General features: G+C 38.9%; 20 protein-coding genes and 1 pseudogene. 5 read left to right on the top strand and 16 right to left on the bottom strand.

The genetic code is table 11. The annotated features are described in order from the left end of the window. Positions 1–17 precede the first annotated feature (17 nt). The 7 genes from H5157_RS17600 to H5157_RS17570 form a co-directional block, all read right to left on the bottom strand. Positions 18–854 (bottom strand): peptidoglycan binding protein CsiV, encoded by an 837-nt coding sequence (locus tag H5157_RS17600; protein ID WP_182682647.1) that lies wholly within the window; start codon positions 852–854, stop codon positions 18–20. After that, positions 854–4,327 carry a transcription-repair coupling factor gene (gene mfd / locus H5157_RS17595; protein ID WP_182725172.1) on the bottom strand — a complete coding sequence of 1,158 codons (3,474 nt, stop codon included), beginning with the start codon at positions 4,325–4,327 and terminating at the stop codon, positions 854–856. Before mfd ends, H5157_RS17600 begins: the two co-directional genes overlap by 1 nt. A 59-nt stretch (positions 4,328–4,386) precedes the next feature. Then, on the bottom strand, positions 4,387–5,280 hold the full coding sequence (locus H5157_RS17590) for a carbon-nitrogen hydrolase (protein ID WP_182725171.1): 894 nt from the start codon (positions 5,278–5,280) through the stop codon (positions 4,387–4,389). Then, positions 5,277–6,332, bottom strand: a complete 1,056-nt coding sequence (locus H5157_RS17585) for an agmatine/peptidylarginine deiminase (RefSeq protein WP_182720766.1) — start codon at positions 6,330–6,332, stop codon at positions 5,277–5,279. Before H5157_RS17585 ends, H5157_RS17590 begins: the two co-directional genes overlap by 4 nt. A 57-nt stretch (positions 6,333–6,389) precedes the next feature. Next, positions 6,390–6,998, bottom strand: coding sequence for a PilZ domain-containing protein (locus H5157_RS17580; RefSeq protein WP_002961502.1), 609 nt, complete (start codon positions 6,996–6,998; stop codon positions 6,390–6,392). A gap of 220 nt (positions 6,999–7,218) precedes the next feature. Continuing rightward, a complete protein-coding gene (locus H5157_RS17575) occupies positions 7,219–7,986 on the bottom strand; it encodes a haloacid dehalogenase type II (protein WP_182725170.1) in 768 nt (255 codons plus the stop codon). Next, on the bottom strand, positions 7,986–8,636 hold the full coding sequence (locus tag H5157_RS17570; RefSeq protein ID WP_039490073.1) for a peroxiredoxin-like family protein: 651 nt from the start codon (positions 8,634–8,636) through the stop codon (positions 7,986–7,988). Before H5157_RS17570 ends, H5157_RS17575 begins: the two co-directional genes overlap by 1 nt. Positions 8,637–8,758: 122 nt before the next feature. Here H5157_RS17570 and H5157_RS17565 point away from each other — a divergent pair, with 122 nt between their 5' ends. Continuing rightward, positions 8,759–9,646, top strand: a complete 888-nt coding sequence (locus tag H5157_RS17565; protein WP_002961497.1) for a LysR family transcriptional regulator — start codon at positions 8,759–8,761, stop codon at positions 9,644–9,646. Here H5157_RS17565 and H5157_RS17560 read toward each other — a convergent pair. Beyond that, positions 9,626–10,141, bottom strand: a complete 516-nt coding sequence (locus H5157_RS17560) for a DUF2937 family protein (RefSeq protein WP_182725169.1) — start codon at positions 10,139–10,141, stop codon at positions 9,626–9,628. The genes H5157_RS17565 and H5157_RS17560 overlap by 21 nt on opposite strands. Before the next feature lie 274 nt (positions 10,142–10,415). Between H5157_RS17560 and H5157_RS17555 the strand changes: the two genes are divergently transcribed. Genes H5157_RS17555 through H5157_RS17545 form a run of 3 tightly spaced genes read left to right on the top strand, consistent with a single transcriptional unit; the run spans position 10,416 to position 15,103 of the window. Beyond that, complete coding sequence (locus H5157_RS17555; protein ID WP_182725168.1) at positions 10,416–10,982, top strand: RNA polymerase sigma factor; 567 nt, start codon at positions 10,416–10,418, stop codon at positions 10,980–10,982. Next, the gene (locus H5157_RS17550) at positions 10,979–12,058 is read left to right on the top strand and encodes a FecR family protein (RefSeq protein WP_024603563.1); all 1,080 of its coding nucleotides are present in this window, start codon (positions 10,979–10,981) and stop codon (positions 12,056–12,058) included. The genes H5157_RS17555 and H5157_RS17550 overlap by 4 nt, the downstream gene beginning before the upstream one ends. A gap of 9 nt (positions 12,059–12,067) precedes the next feature. After that, positions 12,068–15,103, top strand: coding sequence for a TonB-dependent siderophore receptor (locus H5157_RS17545; RefSeq protein WP_182725167.1), 3,036 nt, complete (start codon positions 12,068–12,070; stop codon positions 15,101–15,103). Between the two features lie 73 nt (positions 15,104–15,176). Here H5157_RS17545 and H5157_RS17540 read toward each other — a convergent pair whose 3' ends face one another. The 7 genes from H5157_RS17540 to H5157_RS17510 form a co-directional block, all read right to left on the bottom strand. Next, entirely contained in the window at positions 15,177–15,572 is a 396-nt protein-coding gene (locus H5157_RS17540) for a biopolymer transporter ExbD (RefSeq protein WP_182725166.1), read from the bottom strand. Positions 15,573–15,886: 314 nt separating this feature from the next. Next, entirely contained in the window at positions 15,887–16,330 is a 444-nt protein-coding gene (locus tag H5157_RS17535) for a PA2169 family four-helix-bundle protein (protein WP_002961486.1), read from the bottom strand. A gap of 177 nt (positions 16,331–16,507) precedes the next feature. Then, positions 16,508–17,446, bottom strand: coding sequence for a LysR family transcriptional regulator (locus tag H5157_RS17530; protein ID WP_002961484.1), 939 nt, complete (start codon positions 17,444–17,446; stop codon positions 16,508–16,510). A 19-nt stretch (positions 17,447–17,465) separates the two neighbouring features. After that, positions 17,466–19,184 (bottom strand): bifunctional isocitrate dehydrogenase kinase/phosphatase, encoded by a 1,719-nt coding sequence (gene aceK, locus H5157_RS17525; RefSeq protein ID WP_182725165.1) that lies wholly within the window; start codon positions 19,182–19,184, stop codon positions 17,466–17,468. 103 nt (positions 19,185–19,287) lie between these two features. Beyond that, entirely contained in the window at positions 19,288–19,767 is a 480-nt protein-coding gene (locus tag H5157_RS17520) for a DUF4124 domain-containing protein (protein ID WP_182725164.1), read from the bottom strand. Between the two features lie 86 nt (positions 19,768–19,853). Continuing rightward, entirely contained in the window at positions 19,854–21,350 is a 1,497-nt protein-coding gene (locus tag H5157_RS17515) for a DUF3413 domain-containing protein (RefSeq protein WP_182725163.1), read from the bottom strand. A 5-nt stretch (positions 21,351–21,355) separates the two neighbouring features. Then, on the bottom strand, positions 21,356–21,568 hold the full coding sequence (locus tag H5157_RS17510; protein ID WP_002961475.1) for a DUF1414 domain-containing protein: 213 nt from the start codon (positions 21,566–21,568) through the stop codon (positions 21,356–21,358). A gap of 62 nt (positions 21,569–21,630) precedes the next feature. Here H5157_RS17510 and yejK point away from each other — a divergent pair, with 62 nt between their 5' ends. Then, on the top strand, positions 21,631–22,647 hold the full coding sequence (gene yejK, locus H5157_RS17505) for a nucleoid-associated protein YejK (RefSeq protein WP_182692863.1): 1,017 nt from the start codon (positions 21,631–21,633) through the stop codon (positions 22,645–22,647). Between the two features lie 611 nt (positions 22,648–23,258). On the opposite strand, the pseudogene H5157_RS17500 reads toward yejK, so the two are convergent. Continuing rightward, a pseudogene (locus H5157_RS17500) lies at positions 23,259–23,620 on the bottom strand (ribonuclease E); the annotation flags it as partial.

Genomic DNA, 23,620 nt, shown 5'->3' with positions numbered 1-23,620 from the left:
TTATATCCTACTTAATATTAATGTTTGAATTTTCTGATCTGGACAATCATGCCCATTCGTGGATGGTCAAAGTAATGTACTTCACCACTAATTACACGTCTAAACTGAGAAAAACGGGCTGACTCTATATCGCCGTTTTCTAGCTTTTGACTAATATCAAAATTAGCTGTTATGTATAAATAATGTCGTAAATGTATTTTAAATAAACCGTCTAGTTCCCATTCTGCTTTTGATTGATCTGGGTCGTTAAATAGCGCCGGTTGTGAATTTAATAAACTTACAAAATCAGGGTTTGAATAGCTAGGTGTTACATTGGGTTCATTTTTAAGATGCTTACCCGCTATTAAATGCATGCTTGGGGCGCGTGACTTGCTTGCGCCTTCAAAGCGCCAGCCAGTATGTAGAATAGGTGTTAAGCCTTTGCGGTCCAGTTGCCTATATTGCGCTTTAAATTGCAGCTGTTGCGGCGCTAATAAATAGGTTTGCTGCATATCATCTTTAGCGGGTGCTAAAGGCGTTACAGGTAGCTCATCGTAGCTTTGTAGGTAGTCAATACTGTTGTCACATACACCCGATTGCGGGTTTGAATTAACTAATGAATCAGTAAAAGTGCGTTTTTGAAAACGCTCATCGCCATCTATGCAGGCCTGCATTGCTTGTTCAGTGTAAAGAGGGGTCAGTAAGTCTAGCGTATTTTTATCTTCAATAGCTTTGTGCTTAAGGCTAAAGTCTTCTTGTAAATACGGGGCAGGGCGCTGTTTAAATACAAGCACCTCAACCTCAAACCAGCGTTCTGCAAATGCAGTGCTGCTAAATAAGCAGCATAAAACAATAAGCGATTTTTTTAGCAACATTAATGGCTAACCTTTTTTTCGAAATCTGCAATCATTGCAGTGACCATTTTTAAGCGTTCGCGGGCATTTGCCTCACTAATTGCAAAGCGCAGTTTATTTGCGCCATCCATTTTGTACACCTTAGGTGCACTTTGTATCAAGCCAATGATGAAGCTAGGGTTAACCTTGGTATCTTGGCTAAACTCAAAGTAACCACCTTTTGGGTTTGCCTCAATTTTAGTTATACCTAAACTACTAGCTTTCATTTTTAATAATTGTAGGCTAAATAGGTTTTTAGCAGCATCAGGTAGTAAACCAAAGCGGTCTATTAGTTCTACCTGAAGTTCATCCATATCATCAAGGTTAGCACAACTTGCAATGCGCTTATACATACCCAAGCGTGCATTAACATCGTGTATGTAGTCATCAGGTAATAATGCAGCCAGCTTTAAATCTACTTCGGTTTGTTTTTGAAGTAGGTTTTCAAGCGTTGGCTCTTTACCTTCGCGCAGCGCATTTACGGCTTGTTCGAGCATTTCCATATACAAACTAAAGCCGATGGTTTGCATTTGGCCTGATTGATCATCGCCAAGTAGCTCACCCGCACCACGAATTTCTAAGTCATGTGTAGCGAGGGCAAAACCTGCACCTAAGTCCTCTAATGATTCAATTGCTTGTAAGCGTTTACTCGCATCTTTAGAAAGGGCTTTAGGGTCACCTGTTAGTAGGTAGGCATACGCTTGATGGTGGCTTCGACCAACTCGTCCACGTAATTGGTGTAACTGGGCAAGGCCGAGTTTATCTGCTCTGTCCATGATAATGGTATTAGCCGTAGGCACATCAATACCGGTTTCGATAATCGTGGTACATACCAGCACGTTGTATTTTTGATGGTAAAAGTCAGTCATTATTTGCTCAAGCTCTTGCTCGCGCATTTGGCCATGGGCTGTAGTCACACTGGCTTCAGGTACCCATTCACTAATTTCTTGTGCAACACGCTCGATAGTTTCTACGTTGTTATGTAAAAAGTAAACTTGGCCACCGCGTTTAATTTCTCGCAGTACCGCTTCGCGTATTAGTTCTACATCGCGTTGGCGTACAAAGGTTTTTACCGCTAAACGTTTAGCCGGTGGCGTTGCGATTATCGATAAATCGCGCATGCCGCTCATGGCCATGTTGAGTGTACGAGGTATTGGCGTTGCAGTCAGTGTGAGTATGTCTACATCGGCGCGCAGTGCTTTAATTTTCTCTTTTTGGCGAACACCAAAGCGATGCTCTTCATCAACAATTAACAAGCCTAAATCGTTAAATTTAATGTCTTGTTGAATAAGTTTATGCGTGCCAATAACTATATCGAGCTTACCATTGGCCATTTTTTCAAGTGTGTCTTTTTGCTCTTTAGTGGAGTTAAAGCGCGAAAGCACACCTACTTCAATAGGAAAATCAGCAAAACGGTCTTTAAAGTTTTCATAGTGTTGTTGAGCGAGCAAGGTGGTGGGCACTAAAATGGCTACCTGCTTATCATCGTTAACTGCTACAAAAGCAGCGCGCATGGCCACTTCTGTTTTACCAAAGCCTACGTCACCACACACTAAACGATCCATCGCTTGTTTTGATTGCATATCACCTAATACGGCTTCTATGGCGTTGCGCTGATCGTCAGTTTCTTCAAACGGAAAGCTATCGCTAAATTGTCGATATGCGGGGGCATCTAGAGTAAATTTATTACCAGGTTTTGCTTGGCGCTGAGCATAAATGTCGAGTAATTCTGCGGCTACATCGCGAACTTTTTCAGCAGCACGTTTTTTTGCTTTTTCCCATGCATCTGAGCCAAGCTTATGCAGTGGGGCGCTGGCTTCTTCACCGCCAGAGTAACGACTCAGCATATGCAATGCAGATACTGGCACGTACAATTTAGCTTCACTTGCGTAAGTAATCGTAACAAACTCAGTAACTACACCTGCAGCATCAATTGTTTGCAACCCCTGATAACGGCCAACACCGTGATCAAGATGCACAACAGGTTGACCTTCTTTAAGCTCGGCTAAATTACGAATTAGCGCATCTTGGCTGGCTTCGTACTTGTGCTTGCGGCGTCTGCGCTGAGATACTTTTATGCCAAGCAGTTCTTGCTCGGTAATAATAGAAAGGCTTGGTTTAGTGCCAAGTACTACACTTTGCTCGAGCGGGCTTACTATTAAGCCTACGTCACTTGCACTTTTAATAAATTGTTCGAGTGTTTCAAATTCTTTAAATTTTAAACCGCTTGGTTTTAAAATGCTCAGCAATGATTCGCGACGACCGTCCGATTCAACACTGAGTAATATGCGGCCTTTTTTCTTTTTTTGCTCTGCTACATAATTTATAAACGCGCCATAAGGTTCATGCTGTTTATGATCAATTCGAATGGCAGGCAGCTCGCTAACGCTTAAGTTTTTATTGCCTGCTTTAGTACCAAGCTTTGCAAGGGATAATCTAATACGTGCAAAATTGCCTAAATTAGAAAACAGCTCTTCAATTGGCTGATAAAGCGCATTGGGTTCTAGTAATGGACGAAGTGGGTCAACTCTGCGGTTTTCATAGCGTACATTTACATCGTGCCAAAAGTTATCTGCCGCGTGCTCTAAATCACCCAGCTGCATAACGGTTGTTGTATCTGGCAGGTAGTCAAAAATAGTCGCGAGCTTTTCAAAAAACAACGGCATGTAGTATTCAATACCTGCAGGCCAGTTACCTTTGCTTACTTGCATGTATACTGAATCTTGCTGCGAGCTTGCGCCAAATTTTTCACGGTAGCTTATTCTAAAGCGTTCAATATCAGCGTCGTTAGTAGGAAATTCATGCGCTGGAAGTAGCTCAATTTTATCTACTTTTTCATCAGAGCGCTGTGTTTCTACATCAAATAAGCGAATGGTATCGAGTTCGTCATCAAAAAAGTCGAGTCTAAATGGGTGTGGGCTACCCATTGGGTATAAGTCAACGATAGAGCCGCGTATAGCGTATTCGCCATGCTCCATTACTTGTTGAACATTTAAATAACCAGCTTGCTCTAAGTTGTCACGAAAGTTATGTGTGTCTAGTTTGTCGCCTACTTTAAAGTTTATTGTTGAACCGTAAATAAATGAGGCCGGGGCTGTGCGCAACATTAAAGTAGATACAGGCACAATTAACACACTTTGTTGTTCTTTTTTTAAGGTGTTTAAAGTGGCCAAACGGGCTGAAATAATATCTTGATGGGGAGAAAAATGATCGTATGGCAGAGTTTCCCAATCAGGAAATACCATGACCGGGTTATCGGGTAATAAATATTCTAACTCTGTTTCAAGGCGCAGTGCACTTGGTGTATCCGGCGTAACAATTAAGACTAAGTTATCTTGTTGTTTAACGCCTTCAGCAATGGCAATACTTAAACCACTTCCGCTTAGCTGGCCCCATTGAATTTTATCTTTTTGAGATTTTACCCAAGGCAAGGCTGCCCATTGCTCAAACGCCATTTATTACTCCATTTATAGTTGGCTCTTAGCAAGTAAGAGCCATCTTGAGTTAAGTTTACTTAGTCTCGGTATATTTTTGTTAGGTCTTTATAGTGATCAATTCGTCTATCACGTAAGAAAGGCCAGATACGTCTTACGTTTTCTGAGCGTTTTTGATCAATTTCTACTACTAAAATTTGCTCATCAGTATTATTCGCCTCTGCTAATAGTTCACCTTGTGGGCCTGAAATAAACGAATTGCCCCAAAACGAAATACCATCGCTTTGCGCACTAGGGTCACTTTCATGGCCAACGCGGTTACAGCTAATTACCGGCACGCCATTGGCAACAGCATGGGCACGCTGGCTAATAACCCACGCATCTTTTTGACGAGTTTGCTCAGCAATGTCGTCGTTAGGATCCCAACCGATAGCGGTTGGGTAAATTAATACCTCAGCGCCAGCCATTGCCATCAAACGTGCAGCTTCAGGAAACCATTGATCCCAACATACTAGCACGCCTAATTTACCCGCCGAGGTTTGAATAGGCTCAAAACCGATATCACCTGGGGTAAAGTAAAATTTTTCGTAAAAACCTGGATCATCAGGAATATGCATTTTGCGGTATTTACCTGCAATACTGCCGTCTTGCTCTAATACAACTGCAGTATTGTGATAAAGGCCCGTAGCGCGTTTTTCAAATAAAGACGCGACAATAACAATGCTTAGCTCTTTAGCAAGCTCACCTAAGGCATTACTGCTAGGGCCTGGAATGGTTTCGGCTAAATCAAATACGTCAACATTTTCGGTTTGGCAAAAATAGAGGCTTCGGTGTAGCTCTTGGAGTACAACCAGTTTTGCACCTTTTTGAGCGGCTTCACGAATGGCACTTATTGATTTTGCCATATTGTCCTTTGCGTTATCGGTATTGCTTTGTTGCACTAACGCAACGGTTAATTTTGCAGGGCTTGTCATTGTGCTGCTCCAGCTAAAAATCCACGAGGTAATTGCATTGTAATACAGTGCAGGCTGCCAAATTGTTCAATAATTGGTTGGCAATTTACGCCAATAATAGTGTGTTGTGGGTATGCTTTTTGAACTTGTGCAAGAGCACGTTCATCATTGGCATCATTATACGTTGGCACAAGCACAGCATTATTAATAATTAAGTAGTTAGCGTAGGTAGCCGGTAAGCGTGTTTGCTCATCGTCATAAGCGGCTTTTGGCCACGGTAACTCAATTAAGTTATATGGGGTGTTATCGGCAGTTTTAAAGGTTTTTAGTTGTTTTTCCATCGCATCAAGTGCGCTAAAATGCTCATCAGTTTTATCGTCACACTGCACATATACAAGGGTATTATTTGGTGCAAAACGCACTAAGGTATCAATGTGGCTGTCGGTGTCATCGCCCGCTAAATAGCCATGTTCAACCCATAAAAAACTCGTCGCGCCTAAGTGCTCTTTCAAAAGTGCTTCAATATCATTTGGGTTTAAATCAGGGTTACGGTTTTTATTAAGCAAACACTCACTGGTTGTTAGCAACACACCGTGCTCGTTTATTTCAATACCGCCACCTTCAAGTACCATATCGAGCGCTTGATATTGGTTGTTTGTGCTACTTAGCTCTTTTACCAAAGTACGATTAATTTGATTGTCTAATGTGCTTTCAAACTTATTGCCCCAACCATTAAAAGTAAAATCATATACTTTTAATTGTTCTGTTGAATCAATAGCGGCGCAAGTAAGCGGACCATGATCGCGCGCCCAGGTATCGTTAGTAGGCGTTACTACAAAATGAACACGATTAAGAGAGACGTTAGCACTATTTAGTAATGCTGTAATATGCACTTTTAAGGCACTGTTATGCGCCACAATAACAAGCTGTTGCTGCGTTGTTATGTGTTTAGCAAGTTCAATATATACAGGTTCTACACGCGTTAAGTTGTCGGCCCAATCGGTGTCTTTGTGAGGCCATGTAAGCATAACAGCGTCTTGCTCGGCCCATTCTGGTAAAAGTCTAAAGTTCATGAATTTTATATACTAATTAAGATGGCGCTAGTTTAGCATTTTACATAAAGATGTCAGCTAATTATCACTGTTTAGGTCGCCTTGGTTTTGATCAAGTTCTTGACGTTTTTTAAGTTGGCGGGTTTGAGCATGTAAACTCGCTCTAACAATAAGTTCTTGGTCAGTGGTTCTAATTGCGGTAAAGAGCATAGTGTATTGGTAGTGTTCGCTATCTTGTTTTTCTACTGCCACAACTTCGGTGTAACAATAAACCGCAGAGGCCTCGTGGTGCAAAAACAGTTTGGTTCTAAATGCTTGGCCAATTGAGTGTACTTCAGGTGATGTAAAACGAATACCGCCACCGCCGTAGCTATCACATTGTATTGCGTTATCTTGGGCTTGTTCTGAGGCCAAAATATGGCTCATTATTAAATCTATTTTACGTGACTGCGCTTGTAAAAAAGTAGCTAGCTCTTGTGCTATATCGCCTAAGTTACGCAGTGGGCGTAACGAGCTTTGTTCAAGCTCACTTACTTCATTTGCTAATCTAAATAATGGGGGAATGTCGTCTTCAAGCTCAAGCTGCGATTTAGGAACTTGTCCGTTTGATACGGGGAATAAATTTACTCTTATACTTTCATTAATTTGAAAGTACTGCTCAAACTCACCTAATCTTTCACTATTCATTATGTTCTCCACCACGTATTTATTTAATAGTAGCGTTGTGAGTACTAAATTGCTAGCAGATAAAATAACGCATAGCGGTCTAAATGCTTTGTTTACATTCGATTTTTAGCATACTGATTATGAAAATAAATACACTAAGACATATTTAGGGTTAGTTATAAAAAAGCGGCCAATGTCATCCTAACATTGGCCGCTTGGGTATTGATTCATCAGCGTGTACTTATTTAAGTAGAGCGGCTAATTCATGTAAATCTTTCACAACGTGATCTGGTTTTTTAGCTAATGGGTAAAGTGCTTTACCTGGGCGTGCTATAAAAGTGGTTTGTAAGCCAGCTTCTTTTGCACCAGCAACATCCCAACCATGGGCTGCAACCATCATTGCTTCATTTGGTGCTACGTTTAGCTTTTTAAGTACCCACTCATACGCACGTAAGTCTGGTTTGTAAATTTTAATATCTTCAATGCTGTAACGCGCATCAAAGTAAGACATTAAACCAGCGCTTTCAAACTGTGCCTTTACACCTTTGTTTGAAGAGTTTGTAAGGCTTACTAACTTATAGCCCTGTGCTTTGAGTTTTGCCAGTCCTTCTTTAACATCGCTGTGTGGAGGAAGCGTTAAAAGAGGCGTAACAATAGCTGTTTTAGCTTGTTCACTTGTAATATCAATGTTGTTGTTTTGAGCAACCATAAGAAGTGACGCCACACCGATTTGCCCAAAGTCGTGATAACTACCGCTTACTGTATCTACTAAAGAATGATGCAGCATAGTTGAAAACCACAGTGGTAATAAATCTTCACGTCCGCCTAGCGCTTTACCAATAGAGGTACGCATTGACGTTAAATCAAGTAGGGTTTCGTTTACATCAAAAATAAGCACTTTAGGTTTTGCTTGTTCATTTGGTTCATCAGCGACTGCATAACCAGATACAAGGCTTGTGCCCACAAGTAGTGAAAGAGTAAGTGTTTTTAACGATTTTAAAATAGACATTAATTATTCTCCGATTCAAGTGCTGTCATAACATCAATAGGTTCTGCGCGTAGGGTGTAATCTTCGCTTAAAAATGCGTATGTAATTACACCTTCTTGGTTTATCACATAGGTGGCCGGTAGCGGTAATTTAAAGCTTTTATCGCCGTAGTAGTGTTCAAAATCAATACCAAATTGTGTGTATAACGCTTGAATACGCTCATCAAGTGTAAACAATAAACCAAATTGCTCAGCTACTTTATTGCTCACATCGCAAAGCACGTCAAATTCAAGGTCGTTTTTTTGTGCAGTTGAGAGAGTTTCATCAGGAAGTTGTGGTGATATTGCGACTAACTGAGCACTTTGAGTTTTAAATTGTGGTAAGTAGTCGTTAAGTGCTTTTAGTTCTAAATTACAATATGGGCACCAGCCACCACGGTAAAAGCTAATAATTACCGGGCCTTTTTTTAATAAATCTGCAAGCTCAATGTTTTCGCCGTTATGGTTGGCTAAGCTAAAGTTTTCTACTTTTTGACCAATTTGCAATGCATTGTCTTTAATATGCTGTGCAATTAGCTCTTCGTTTGTAGTGTTCATTAGTGCCAAAACGTCAGCTGGCAATTTGGCATCTTTTTGTACGTTATAGGCATCTATTTGCGCTTTTAAACTCATGATTGAACCTCAATAATTAGACTATTTGCAATTATAGTGTTTTATATATTTAAATAAATATTGCAATACTGAAAGCTTCATTCGAAAATATTAAACATTGAAAAGTGCACAATGGCATCTTTATGTATAATTTAAGCGACCTAGAAACATTTATAGCTGTTGTTGAAAATAAGGGCGTGCTTGCTGCTGCCCGCGAGCAGCGTTTATCGCCTGCAACGGTGAGCCATCGCTTAAGTAAACTAGAGCGTGAGCTTGCTACAGTACTTGTTTTTAGAGATAGCAGGCGAGTACGGTTATCTCCCGCAGGTGAAATATTTTATACGCGTGTGGGGGCTATAATAGAAGCCCTTCACGATGCTGAACATAGTATTGGCGCGCGCAGCTCATCGGTGAGTGGTTTACTACGCGTGACCATGCCGCCTTGGGTTTTTTCAAAATACGTAATGCCTAAACTCAATGAGTTTGAGCAAGCTTACCCTGAACTAAAGCTTGATTTTTTAATAACGGATCATTTTGTAAATGTAGTTGATGACGCGCAAGATGTTGCAATTAGGGTGGGAAAATTAAATGACTCAGGATTACTTTCTCGTAAAATCGTAAACAATAGTCGCATACTGTGTGCAGCCCCTAGCTATATAGAAAAGTACGGCATGCCTGAAAATTTAACGCAATTGAGTGAGCATTATTGGGTTTGCCTGCCGTGGCAACGCCAGTTAAAGCTTTTTGACGAACACAAAAAAATACATACCTTTAATGCTAAAACTCGTTTTACTATTTCAAACTCTGATAATATGACACAAGCTGCCATTGCAGGTCATGGTATTGCTATTAAATCAAAAATAGCGATTAATGAAGATCTTAAAAACGGTATTTTGGTTGAAGTTATGCCTGGGGTAATGGCACAAGATGATGCACCGGTTTGGTTTTTACGTCCGCAAAATAGTTTAACAACCCGCAAAACCGATGTATTTTATGATTTTATGAAATCACTATTTTTGAGCTGCGAATAAGCGTTTAAATGAGCGTTTTACTCCAGTTAAAAACAAATAACCAGTAAGCTCTGCAAGCAAGGCAACAATTATGGCTGCAACAATGGCGGCTATAATAGAGTCTTTTTTCAAAATGATTTGACCTTCAAAGCGTTGCCATACTTGTTGTTTTATATCGCTCATGCCACTGATCATAGTAAATATATACGGAGATTTCTCAAACCTATTTACGGCTATCTGTAAATCTTGCTGTCGCTCGTAAAGAGTACTGATATTACTTGCCCCTTTGTTCACAATTTCATCATCAATATTTTGATAGTGTCTTATTAGCTTATTTAAATCATTATTGAAATACTTAGCTGCATCGCTTTTAAAAGGCGCAACGGCATTATTAGCTTCAATTAACTGGGCTGCTAATGCTTGGCCAAAGTCACTTACAAATGCAGGAATTTGCACTCCAAGTAGTAAACCGAATGCAAAGAAACTAAGTCGTATATAATCTAAAAGTTTACTCATTTATCTTCCTATGCATTTAAATAACCCAGAATTAACATTTGAGCTTGTTTTTATGTCAAAAACTCGTAATCTATTGGGGCGTGTTAACCTTTGTGGATTGAACCCAAAGGGCAGCGCATGTTTGGCATTTATGCTGCGTTATGCACCTATTTATGGGGAATAACCACACTACATAGGCTCTGCCTTGCCTAAATACCAAACGTACTGCTGCAAATTCAACCACGAAAGGCCAACACGCCCTAATAATAAAAATAACAACAGGTGGATGTTAAGGATGACGAAAAAAGTAAAGTTCACGTCAACATTTGTTGATATTTCTAAACAGCTCAAACGTTTTGTATCGCGCATTGTTCAACCCGACGATGTAGAAGATATTGTGCAAGAAACCTTTGTAAAAAGCTATGAAGCTGATTTAAAACAAGACATCCAGTTTACCCGTAGTTATATGCTAAAAACAGCAAAACATCTAGCACTCAACCATATAGCTAAGTGGGACAATAAATTTAATGATTCGTTAGAAAACGATAACGAATTGCCCGTATTACTCAAATCAATGAAGCTCGAAGACGAATACACATCTAAAGAGCGTTTTTTACTTTTTTGTAGAGCTACTGAGCAACTAAGCTCATCGATTCGTAAATGCTTTATATTAAAAAAAGTTTACGGTATGAGCCAAAAAGAGATAGCAGACCAAATGCAGTTAAGCCAAAGCACTGTTGAAAAACACATTGCCAAAGGATTGTTACAAACCATGTTATACATGCGTGAACATGAGCAAATCCCTCAAACGAACCCTAAAGCTCAGGCACATCCTATATCAGTTAAGAGGGTCGCAGAATGAGTAATGTTCATCAATTTAATTCAAAAGATTTAATCTTAGAAAAGTCATGTGATTGGATAAGCGCGATTGATCGTGGTTTAACTGATGATGAAAAAGAGCAATTTAAATTATGGATGATGCAAAGCACTGCACATCAAGACTCTATATACGAGCTTGCTCAGCTTTGGGATGAGCTTTCAGTATTAAACGAATTAAGTCATTTATTTCCTCAGCGCAACAATACTAAAACATCAAAAAACAAGTGGATGTTTTCTTATTCAATTGCAGCGAGTTTGTTTGCAGCGTTAATGGTATGCAGCTACTTATTAATTAACTTAGAAAATGGCTACAACCAAGAGCTAGCAAAAGTTAATTACACTAAAATTTACAAAACAAAAGTAGGTGAGCAAGCAACGTATGTATTGCCAGATGGCACCATAGTGCAGCTTAATACTAATAGCTTACTAGAAGTTGCTTATAGTAAAGGTCGCAGGCAGTTATTACTTAGTCGTGGAGAAGGGCGCTTTAATGTAGCAAAAGATGCCACGCGTCCATTTAGTGTTATGGCAGGAGATAAAAGTTTTACCGCGTTAGGCACGGTATTTAATGTACAACGCAATACTTCATCAGATTTAGAACTGGTGGTTACTGAAGGCAAAGTGATGATCACTGACCCAAGTGTAGCGGTTGATGCAAATGACTTTAAAGATTATCAACTTGCAGATAATAGCACGAAAAAAATTCGTCAAATTAATGCCAATATTGTTACCTCAGGCGAAAAAGCAGTTATTGAGCAAAGTGTTACAAAACCAATTACGCAGCTTTCAATGAACGACGTACAACGCGATTTGGCATGGCAAAACGGGATGCTTATTTTTAATGGAGAAGAGCTAAGCGATGCTTTAAATGAAGTAAGCCGCTATACAGCCACACGTTTTGAGCTTTCATCAGCTGAGCTTGCCAGTATTAAAGTGGCTGGAGTATTCAAAGCCGGTGACGTTGAAGGTTTACTAGAAAGTTTACAAACTAACTTTTCGATTGATCATGAGCGTTTAGGTGAGCATGTAGTAACGCTAAAACACCATACAGAATCATAAGTAGACGTTATGCTAATCAAACTAATGTTAGGTAAAGTTGCATCAATAAAGATTGAACGTAAAAAAAACATTAAAAAAAAGAAACAAACCCATAGAGGATTTTTGTTTGTCAGCTGTTTATATAAGTTGCGCAGTAACCAAACGCATTTATTGAGTGGATTTAGTGTGCTTGCACCGGCTATTTTTAGTTTAAGTGTACAAGCAGCAACACAAACCACTGGGCAAATGGTGCAATTTGATATAAAAGCGCAGCGAGCAGACAAAGCCTTAATTGAATATGCTAAACAAACAGAGCAAACCGTGGTGTTTTCTTATGAGTTGGCAAAGCAGTATGACGCAAATTCAGTTTATGGATTTTACACTCAGCTAGATGCTCTAGAGGCATTATTAGGTGGGACTGAGCTCGATGCGGTTGTTGATCAAAATGGTTTACTGAGTATAAAACTCAAACAAATCAACAGGAATGATAACAACATGATGAAGCTTTCAGCGGTCAGTGCAGCAGTATTACCAGCTTTACTTGCAGTAAATTCGCAAGGTGTAAACGCAGCAGAAGAAGTCGCTCAAGAAAAAATTGAAAAAATCGCTATTGTCGGTAGCCGTGTAGCAGGACGTTCAGTTGAAGATTTACCCGTTCCAGTAGATATCCTAAGTGCAGAAGCGCTTGAAAATACAGGCCAAACAGAAGTTGGTCGTATGCTACAGTCTATCGCCCCTTCATTTAACTTTTCAAGCTCTGCAATTAGTGACGGTACTGATGCTTTAAGACCTGCGACACTTCGCGGTTTGGGCCCCGATCAAACATTGGTGTTAATTAACGGCAAACGTCGTCATCAAGCAAGTATTATTCATATTAATGGCTCTGTTGGGCGTGGTACCGCAGGTACTGACATGAATGCAATTCCAGCTTCTGCAATTAAACGCATTGAAGTATTACGTGATGGCGCTGCTGCTCAGTATGGTTCTGATGCAATTGCAGGTGTTATTAATATTGTGCTCAAAGATGGTAGCGAAGGTGGCAAAGCGGCTATTAACTACGGTCAATATTCTGAAGGCGATGGCGAAACCATTAACCTTGATTTTAATAAAGGCTTTGCGCTAGGTGATGACGGTTATTTAAATACAACTATCAATTACCGTGACCGTGCACCGACTAACCGTGCCGGTTTACATGGCTCTTGTCAGTTTTATGGTTGTACAGAACTAAGTGACGGCACTTTACTTGCTGGCGATCCGCGTGAGCTGACAGCCGATCGTGATACCTTTAGAATTGGTGATGCTGATTCTCAGCAGTTTGGTTTAACAATTAATACCGGTTACGAGTTAGGTGATGGTGAGCTTTACGGCTTTATTACTTACTCAACACGCGAAAATGAGTCGGCTGCATTTTTCCGTCATAATGCAAATGCAGGCGGTAACCCAGTACTACAAGATAACGATGCGACGATTCCGCTAGGTTTCTTACCAAAAATCAACACAACTATCGATGATATCTCGTACAACTTTGGTTATAAAACTGAATTTGATAACGATGCAAGCCTTGATTTATCTTACACCTATGGTGAGAACAGCATTGATTACACTACAAGTGACACTATCAATGCCTCATACGCTAACTTTTTACGTTATGACCAAGGTTTAAGTGCAGCTGATATTCGTACAACTATTCCACGTGAAGCGTACGCTTACGGTATGGAATTATCACTGCAAACAATCAATATTGATTTTACGCAAAACTTTGATGATTATTCGTTAGCGATGGGTGCTGAAATACGTACTGATGAATACCGTATTTTAGAAGGTAATGAATATGCGTACCGCGATTACGATACATTAAATGGTGTAAGTATTTACAGCGGTTTAAGTGGCGGTGTTGGCTCTGAAGATGCATCGGGTGGTTCACAAGGTTTTGGTGGTTCATCACCTGCGTCTTCAGTGGATGAGTCACGTGATGTAATTTCATTTTACGTAGATGCAGAAGCTTATGTAATTGAAGATGTGATTTTATCTGGTGCACTTCGCTACGATAACTACAAAGGTTTTGGCGATACAGTAAACTTTAAACTTGCTGGTAACTGGTCTATAACCGACGATATTTCATTACGTGGTGCATTAAGCTCAGGATTTAGAGCGCCTTCAATGCAGCAGCTTTACTTTAATAACGTAAGCACACAATTTGTTGTTGATACTAATGGTAATTTAGTTGCAGAAGAAGTTGGTACATTTAGAAATGATTCAACACTTGCGCAAAGTTTAGGTATTCCAAAACTTAAAGAAGAAAAATCACAAAACCGTAGTTTAGGTATTGTGTATAACGTTACCGATAATATTAATGTAACCGTTGATTACTACTCGATTGATATTGACGACCGTATTGTAATTAGTGATCGCTTAGGTAAAGGGTTATCTACAAGCCTTGATGCAGCACTAAATAGTGCAGGTGCTGGCGTAGGGCAGTTTTTCTTAAATGGTGCTGATACAGAAACTCGTGGTGTTGATTTTGTAGCAACGTGGAACACTGAAGGTTTAGGCGGCACGCTTGATTTTACACTTGCAGCTAACTTTACCAAAACAGATGTTGTATCGTTGTTCTCTCCTGCTGGCTCAAGCCTTGAGACAGTAAAAGTAGAAGATATATTCTCAGCTGAAGACATCTCTATTATAGAAGAGTGGCAACCAGAGGACCGTATTAACTTAAGTGCGCTTTATCAACGTGATGATTGGACTGTTAACCTGTCACTTAATCGTTTTGGTGAATACACAGTAGAAGATGGCGGTCGTCAAACGTATGGTGCAGAAATTTTAACTGACGTTAAAGTTAACTACTTCGTTACTGAAGATTTATCAGTAAATATTGGTGCAAATAACTTGTTCGATGTTTACCCAGATAAAAATGAAATAGGTAACTCTCGCTCAGGTACTATTGTGGATGCTAGTGGCAACACAGTAATAAGTAGCTCAGGTGTGTTTGACTACTCACGTCGTTCGGCTCCATTTGGATTTAACGGTGCTTACTACTACGTAGGTGCAGAATACCGTTTTTAATTAATAACCTCCCTTTTGTTATTTAACTCAAAGGGCCGTAAGGCCCTTTTTTTGGTTTTAACTTGGGCTGATTTTATTTAGAAATCAAACTTATTGGATAATCATCGTATTGCTTAATATTATTCATTACATTCATTAAAGTATTATGTGTACTGTTTTCGTCTGCAGTTATAAGTACCGAACTTATTTCATATTCAGCCGCGAACATAGCTAAATTAGTCGCAACTTGCTCTAAATCAATTAACCTCCCAGAAAAATATACTCCGTTACTTTCATCAATTCTAAATAAAGCATTTTTAACAGGCTTATCTATTTGAGGGCTGTCGAGTGGTCGGTTTAATTCAATAGCCACAGGTTTTACAAAAGATGTAGTTACAATAAAGAAAATTAGTAATATGAACACTATGTCTAACATCGGGGTCATATCTACATCAGCATCATTTTGCAGTTTGGTTAGTTTGCTTTTCATATTGGACCTTATTTTTAATTAAATGCTGCGGCGCCACAGCAAGGTTTTAGGTACCTATTAACAAAATTAGCACAGTAAAAATAAAGCGTGGTTAAATAAATATTCTAATAACATTAAATATTTGTACTAATTATGTATTTAAAATGTGGTGAAATAAGGCGGTGTTAATACCGTTCTGCTTATATATGGGGTCTATTTAGCATCGTTATAATGTAATGCAATTTGTTAAATTGCTTAAAAAACTATGTAGATTGGTATTAGAGGCAATAAAAAACCCAGCTCGAGGCTGGGTTCTAGTTATGCGCTATGTCAGCTTAATGCTTTTGCATACGGCTCATTTCTGCATGGCAGCTTTGCATTGTTAATAATGTTTTAGCCAGTGCAGCTTCGCAGTCAGCTGGTTGCGGTTTATCCATTGCTGCTTTAATTTCTTCAAGGGTTTTATCTTCTACCTCTTCAAGCTCTTTTACATACGTGCTGTCGTTGTGTGAGGTGAAAGTAGTCAATAGGGCTGTGTACGCACGTCGTGCTTCAACTGCGAAAGATGAGCCATCTTCGCGTTCGCCTTTTTCATTAATTGCATATGGCTGCAAGCGCTCAACACTCACTTTTCGGGCATCTATCATACGCTGAAAAAGTGCACCAATAGCAGGGTCTTCAACTTTTTCCTGTGCTTTTTGATAAAAATCGATGCCGCTGTTCATAACTTGAATGATGTCAGTAATATGATTTACTTCTGATCCTTGATGGGTGTTCATAATGACCTCTTTAATTAAATGAATGTATAGTTCAATTTAATAAAAGCAATGTATGTTCCAAGTTTTAATGATTATGTAGTTATTTGATTTTATTGGTTTAATTTTATCTCAGTAGGGTGCTAAGTTAACAGGCAAAAAATTAACCTAGCAATTTTTACATTATATTGTGTAATAAAGTTATTTTAGCTCTTCAGCTACTTCAGCTACTTTTTGACGTAACCAAATGTGACTCGCATCGCGATGTAACAGTGGGCTCCAAATCATATCAAGCTCAAAAGGAGGAATTGGAAATGGTGGCTCTAAAATTTTAAGCCCCGGATCATCTAAATATATATTTGCGGCTTTTGAAGGAAGGGTCGCAATCAAATTTTTCTCTTTAGCTAAATGAATTGCTACATGGTAGTTACGCGTAAAAGTGGCAATATTACGATGCTTACCAAAGTGAGCAAGTGCTTCGTCAACCCAGCCAAGTTTTTGCACATCTTTAGGGTCCATGCCCACACCTACACCAAAACCTGTTTTACTCACCCATATATGGCGTGCTTTTAAATAGCTGTCGAGGCTAAAGTTTTCAATTATAGGGTTATCGGCTTTTACTAAGCAGCAAAAACTATCTTTCCAAATACGTTTATGATGAAAAGACTGCGGTAAGTTTTCAAAACGGTTGATTGCCATATCTACTTTACCGTTTTCTACATCATGAAAGGTGACATCACTTGGTGTGAGTATATCTAAAGTAGTATCGGGGGCTTCTTCGTGCAATTTACTTAAAAGCTTTGGTGCTAATGTACTTGCAGCGTAATCACTGGCCATTATTCTAAACACACGCTTACTTTGGCTTGCCTCAAATTCTCGATTAGGTGCTAGAGTTTCTTCAAGGGTCATTAAAATGCCACGAATAACGGGTTGTAACTCCAAAGCACGCTCGGTAGGTACCATACCATCGCTGGTACGAACTAAAATAGGGTCGTTAAATAAGTTACGAAGACGTTTAAGGCCATTACTCATTGCAGGTTGCGTTATACTCAATTGATTAGCAGCGCGTGTTACGTTGCATTCTCGCAGCAATGTATCGAGGTAAACGAGTAAATTTAAATCTATTTTGCTTATATTCATTGTGTGTGTCCTTTAGCGCTTACCAGTGGTGAATAAAGCGCTGTGCTGTCGGGTATGGGTAAATATGACTTACCTGACCATTTTTTATATTTTGTTGTGCCTGCTTCCAAAAGCTAACATCTATAAGCTCAGGATGAGTGCTGAGTAAAAACTTTTTATACATAGGGTTTGGCATTACAAATGTACAAAGTTGCTCAGGAAATACGTCCTGTGGTGCAACAGAGTAACTTTGTTCATCCATTAAATAGTCGTCATAGCTCTTTGCTTTTGGTAATGCTCTAAAGTTCATATCGGTTAGGTATTGAACTTCATCGTAATCGTAAAAAATAATACGTTTGTGCTTACTTACACCAAAGTTTTTTAAGAGCATATCACCGGGGAATATATTAACAGCAATCATTTCTTTTAGGGCTTGCCCATATTCTTCAATCGCGTCGGCGGCACTTTCTTCATCAGCATTTTCTAAAAACAAGTTAAGAGGTGTCATGCGCCGTTCAATATACAAATGCTTGATGATCAACCAATCGCCCTCAATTATCATTGATGAGCCAATTGTTTTATGTAATTGCGCAAGTAAATTACTATCAAAACGCGCTAAAGGAAATACGACGTTAGAATACTCTATGGTATCGGCCATTCTGCCAACACGATCATGATTTTTTACCAGTTGATAACGCTTTAATACGGTATCACGGCCAAAGGGTTTACTCTCACCAAATTTGTCTTTTATTACTTTAAAAACATAGCCAAATGAGGGGAGGGTAAATACCATCATCACCATACCGGGAGTCCCCGGTGCAATTGTAAACTCATCACTAGAGTGAGATAAGTGATTTAAAAACTCTCGGTAAAACTCAGTTTTCCCCTGTTTATGAAAACCCACTGCATTATAGAGCTCAGCAAGTGTTTTGTTTGGCATAAGTTGATTTAAAAACCGGACAAGTGCTGAAGGTGCATGAGTCTCTACCATAAAGTAGGCGCGGGCAAAGCCAAAAATAACACGCATTTGAGATGACTTAGTTAAAAGTGCATCTAGATATAATCCGTTATCTTCATCGTGTAATACAGCGATTATAAAGGGCTGAACCCCACTTTTTGAAACAACACGACCAACAATATAGGCTGCTTTATTTCGATAAAAAGGCGTGTGTAAAATATCAAAGCGCATTTGCCAAGGTTGGTGATGTGTATCGGGGGCTTGTTTATAAAAAGCTTTAACAAGGAGGCGAATATCACGCTCTAAATTTACAAATGGGGCCTTAAAATCAAAATGACTAATAATGCGTTTTATTGTTGGTTTGAGGCCATCAACTACAGGAAAGTATGTTCTATATTCTGCCTCTACAGGCACTGAAGGAGCATCTTTTAAGGTTGCTTCTACAAATATAAAGTCATTATGAAAATAGCGCCTATGGTACAGCCGGCAAAATACAGAGTTATAAAAAGTTTCGGCGAGCTCTGCTTGGGGATGAAAACATAAAAAATGCTGGTATATCTTTTTAACTTCAAGCCATAGGCTTTCATCGAGTTGTTCGGTTGGGGTTTCTTTTTTTAACGCTTGCGTGGTTTCGTTAACACGATCATCATAATAGCTGATACGCAAACGGCTGATATCATTAATTGCTTGCCAATCTTTTTTTGCAAAGGCAAGAGGGGCTTTGGCTGTTGTTTTTTGAAATAACTGATAGTGCCTTTTAAAACCCGTTAAAATTAATTCAGCAATATGGCGAGGTTGCATTTGCACTCCTTAAAAGTCCCTAGAGTTTATACTCTATTGTGTTAAGGGTATGTTATTTTAAGTTTAAAACCAAGCTAAATGTTACTTACTAACTAAGAGTAACTTATTGGAATTGAGCTATCTTTTTTTCGAGAATTTTAATTTGTTTAGTCACAGCCGATACGTTTTTCTTATATGTTTTATTGATTATTTTTAGTTTTTTAGTAATGTCTTTAGTAATACGCTTTTTATCATCAATGGCTAAGATATGATTTAACCGCTCTTGTTGTTTGTATTCAGCACGCTCTTTATTACGATCAAGTATTGTTAGTTTATGGTTATTACTGCGAAGCTCTGCCTGTAAGGCAGATAGAAGCCTTTCACGCTCAAGTTCGTTTAGTTGTTTAGTGTAGTCAACCTTAGGACCAGAATACTGATTACCCGTTGTGTTAACTTTATAAGTCGTTGCTTCGTCGTCACACGGCAGTTGAGAAAAGACAGTGCCTTTTTCTGTTACACATTTGTAGTAAGTGGTATCGCTAAAGCTAAAAAAACTGATAAGTAAAAAGCTAGAATGGAGAATATAATGAGAAGTTTTAAACATACTTGTCATCCTTGGTTTTTATATCTAACAACAATATAAAACTATAACCTAGCTTGGTGGTATATCAAGCTAGGTTAGGATAACTGTTATTGGGTAAAGGTTTTGAGCTTTTTAATACTCTGTACTAAAAATGGTATATCTAAACCTTGTTCAATAGAAAAACCTTCAGCGGCGGAAATGTTTTTAAAGTTACCATCTGAATCTATTAAGGTAATCCTATCTTTTTTATAGGCTATAACAACACCCTGAGAGTAGTTCACGCCCATATCGTCTTTTTTCTTGTATAGATTAACGCCTAGCATTGTTTGCTTGGCAATAGCTTTACAATTTAAATATTGCCCAACGCTTGTTGCAATTAAATCGCTAGGTTGAATTAGCCCATCTACTTTAGAAATACGTTTGTCAGAGCTGTATAAAGTTGAGGTTGTTACTACTTCTTGCTTGTTATTGGCAAGACTAAAAGCAAAAACCTGTGTTTCATCATCTCGAACAGTAGGGGTATCACTCGCTTTAATTACTCGAATAGCACTAGAGCTATGTGCTTGATCATTAATAAAGCTTAGTTCTTCAATGCCAGTTACTTCAATGCTACGGCGCTGACTTTGCCAAACTGGGAGTGTCTGCTCGGTTAAAATTGCTGCTTTATAAAAAGCGGGTAAACCATACACTAAGCTAAATAACGTATCGTCATGATTTGTTGGCTGTAAAAACTGCTCTGTTTTGTGCATGTTTTTATTCTCGGCAACAAACTTTTCGAGTTGTTGTTGAGTTTCAAATACAAATATATCTACATTGGCTTGTGTGTAGTCCTCGCATTTTTCAAGCGGGCTTGGTATTTGATAACTAATATTTTGGTTATTAATTTTTACGTTGTGTGCTTGCTCGTAGCTTTCTATATCTAGCAGATCATTTTTAGCTAACAAGCTTTTAGCAGTAGTAGGGTATGAAAGTGGCAAAACATTATCTTGTTTTGTTACGTCAAAGTTTAAATTGGCGTCAGCCCAAATATGAATACTGTGGCTAAGCGAAAAACACACGATTAAAAAAGAAATTGCGTAACGTGCAAATTTATATTGCTTTAAACGCTCAAGGTGGTGCCATGTGTAATTACTAACAAGTAGCTGAAAGCCTAAAATAACAACAACAATACCACTGGCTAAAATGGTTGTTAAAGCAGGAGAGCTTGTTAAACGATGCCACAACAATGAAATGATCTCAGGTAAGGCAGATATACTTAGGTGATAACCTAAATTAACATACACATAAGCATCAAGAGTAAGCAATGATGCGCCTACAGTGGCTATAACAGCGGCCATGCCGCGAATGTGTCGTGGGTAGGGGAATACTAAACTAAGCGGAAATACCGTCAGCACAAACGCTAAAAAGGCTATAAAACTAGTGTGGCTTAGCCAAGTAACTAGCATATAGGTAATGCCTAAAAAGCTTGTAGGTGGCGAGTCTGCAAATAAATAGCTTAAGCTAATAAGTAGGGCTAAGCCGATATTGGCAAAGGTAAACCAATGCCCCCAACTTAGCAGCTGACTCGCTTTTGATGAAAATTGATTGTGCTGCGATAAATTCATAAATTTTATTTAACCGACTGCGCGAGCGCTTTTGCAAAATTCTCGGTTACAGCTTGTCTTTTCCCTGTTGGTACATGCTCTTTTAAGATATGCGTGATAGAATTTCCTAAACACATAAGACTTAAATCAACCGGCGCATTGTGTTTAGTTAGCACATCAATAAGCTGATCGACGATTTGTTCTACTTCTTCATTAGAGTATTTTGATAAGATTGGCATTAGTTGGTTCAATAAAATAGTTATATTCTCGTATTTTAACACTAGAGGCGTGAAAAACAAAGATGACAACAGACGTTAAAAAATTAGTCGTTCACTATGTAGACAAAAAAGACGACGATACGCAAATTCACCTTCGAAATGATGAGATGGTAATTAACGATAAAGTAGCCGTTTTTATCGAACAATTACATCATGCATACAATGGTAAACCTGGTAAAGGTTATTGTGCTTTCAGTGGTGACAAAAACAGTGTTGTAGCATCTGCAATGCAAAGTTACCGTAATGATGAGTTAGGCTTTTGGCATATGACCGAGCAAGCCTCAACGGTTTTAAAAGAAGAGCTTGATAAGTATGCATTTAGTGAAACAGGCTATTTAGTATTTTGTCATTACCAGTACGTTGCAACTGATTACATGCTAATTGCGATGATTAACATCAAAGAGCATTATTCTATGACCTCAGAGCTTGATTTAGCCGCTTCTCGTCATTTAGACATATCACGCATGCAACTTGCTGCTCGTATCGATTTAACAGCGTGGGATACACAAGCTGACGACAACCGTTATATTTCATTTATAAAAGGGCGAGCTGGACGTAAAGTTGCTGACTTTTTCTTAGACTTTTTAGGTTGTGAAGAGGGTATTGATTCAAAACAGCAAAGCCAAGTAATGCTTAGCGCAGTAGAGGATTATTTATCTGAGCAACAATTTGATAAATCAGAAAAAGACGATTTACGTAAACAAGTTTTTGACTACTGTAATGACTGTGTGACAACTGGTGAAGATGCCAGCGTAAGAGAGCTATCTGCAACGCTTACAAAAGGCGATGACAGCCCGTTTGATAGTTTTTGTAAAGAACAAAGCTATGACTTAGAAGAAACTTTTCCTGTTGATAAGAAAACCGTAACCAGCATGGTTAAGTTCTCAGGTCTTGGTGGTGGTGTGAGTGTAAGCTTTGAACGTAAACACTTAGGTGAGCGCGTAACTTACAACGAGGCAACTGACACGCTTGTAATTAAAGGTATTCCGCCAAACTTAAAAGATCAGTTACAACGTTTTATGGAAAGTGAAAGCGAGTAAATTTCACAAGTAAAAAGCAGATTTAAGAGCGCGGTATTTATATCGCGCTTTTTTGTATCGGTATATAAATTCGTTGCATCGGAAAAAAAACCTTAAAGATTTATTTCACATAGAGAAGTGAAAGAGGAGTAAATGAGAAAACACAAGTCATGCTTTATTGACAGGCTTAGCCTTATTACTACCTCTAAAAGCGCAGCATCTCTTAACCTCTTTGTGAAAAAATTACTTTTTACGGGCTTTGTGCCCGTCACGCCAACAAGTTGTGCGTCTACAGGTTAATTTTATTCACGGTGTTAAATTTGGCTGTAGTAGTGAAGCTTGCTTACGCGAGAAGCAACGCTTCTGTTTATTTAATTTCTTTGCTAATAAAACCACTTAAAGATCTATTGCACAAAGAGAAGAGAAAGAGAAGTAAATGAGAAAACACAAGTCGTGCTTTATTAACAAGACTTAGCCTTATTACTACCTCTAAAAGCGCAGCGTCTCTTAACCTCTTTGTGAAAAAATTACTTTTTACGGGCGTGAAGTCATTTTTCTGATTATTCAAATCATATGAACAAAAAAGCCCCGCTATTTATTAAATAGCGGGGCTTTTTAATGAATGTTAGTTATTAATCAACACTCATTGTTTTAGTCATTGCAGAGCTTGCACGACCAGCAGGTTTGATTGAACCTGCACGTAAACCACTGTCTGGAACTAGTTCACGTTTATCGTGAGCCATTGCTACAGACGTATGCTTCACTTCGCTATCAGCTACAGGAGTAGGTTGTGCCATTGGCGCACTTGCTGACCCTTGAGTAACCGCTGTTTTTACATGCGGTGCTGATTTTTCAGTTTTCAATTTTGCTTCAACTTTAGCAGGCTCTTCAGTGGCTACTGGTGTTTCAACTTTAGCAGGCTCTTCAGTTACTACTGGCGTTTCAACTTTAGCTGGCTCTTCAGTTGCTACTGGCGTTTCAACTTTAGCTGGCT

It is taken from the genome of Pseudoalteromonas sp. SG43-3, assembly GCF_014164385.1.
Taxonomy (GTDB): domain Bacteria; phylum Pseudomonadota; class Gammaproteobacteria; order Enterobacterales; family Alteromonadaceae; genus Pseudoalteromonas; species Pseudoalteromonas distincta.
This window is presented reverse-complemented; position numbering and strand designations above follow the sequence as displayed.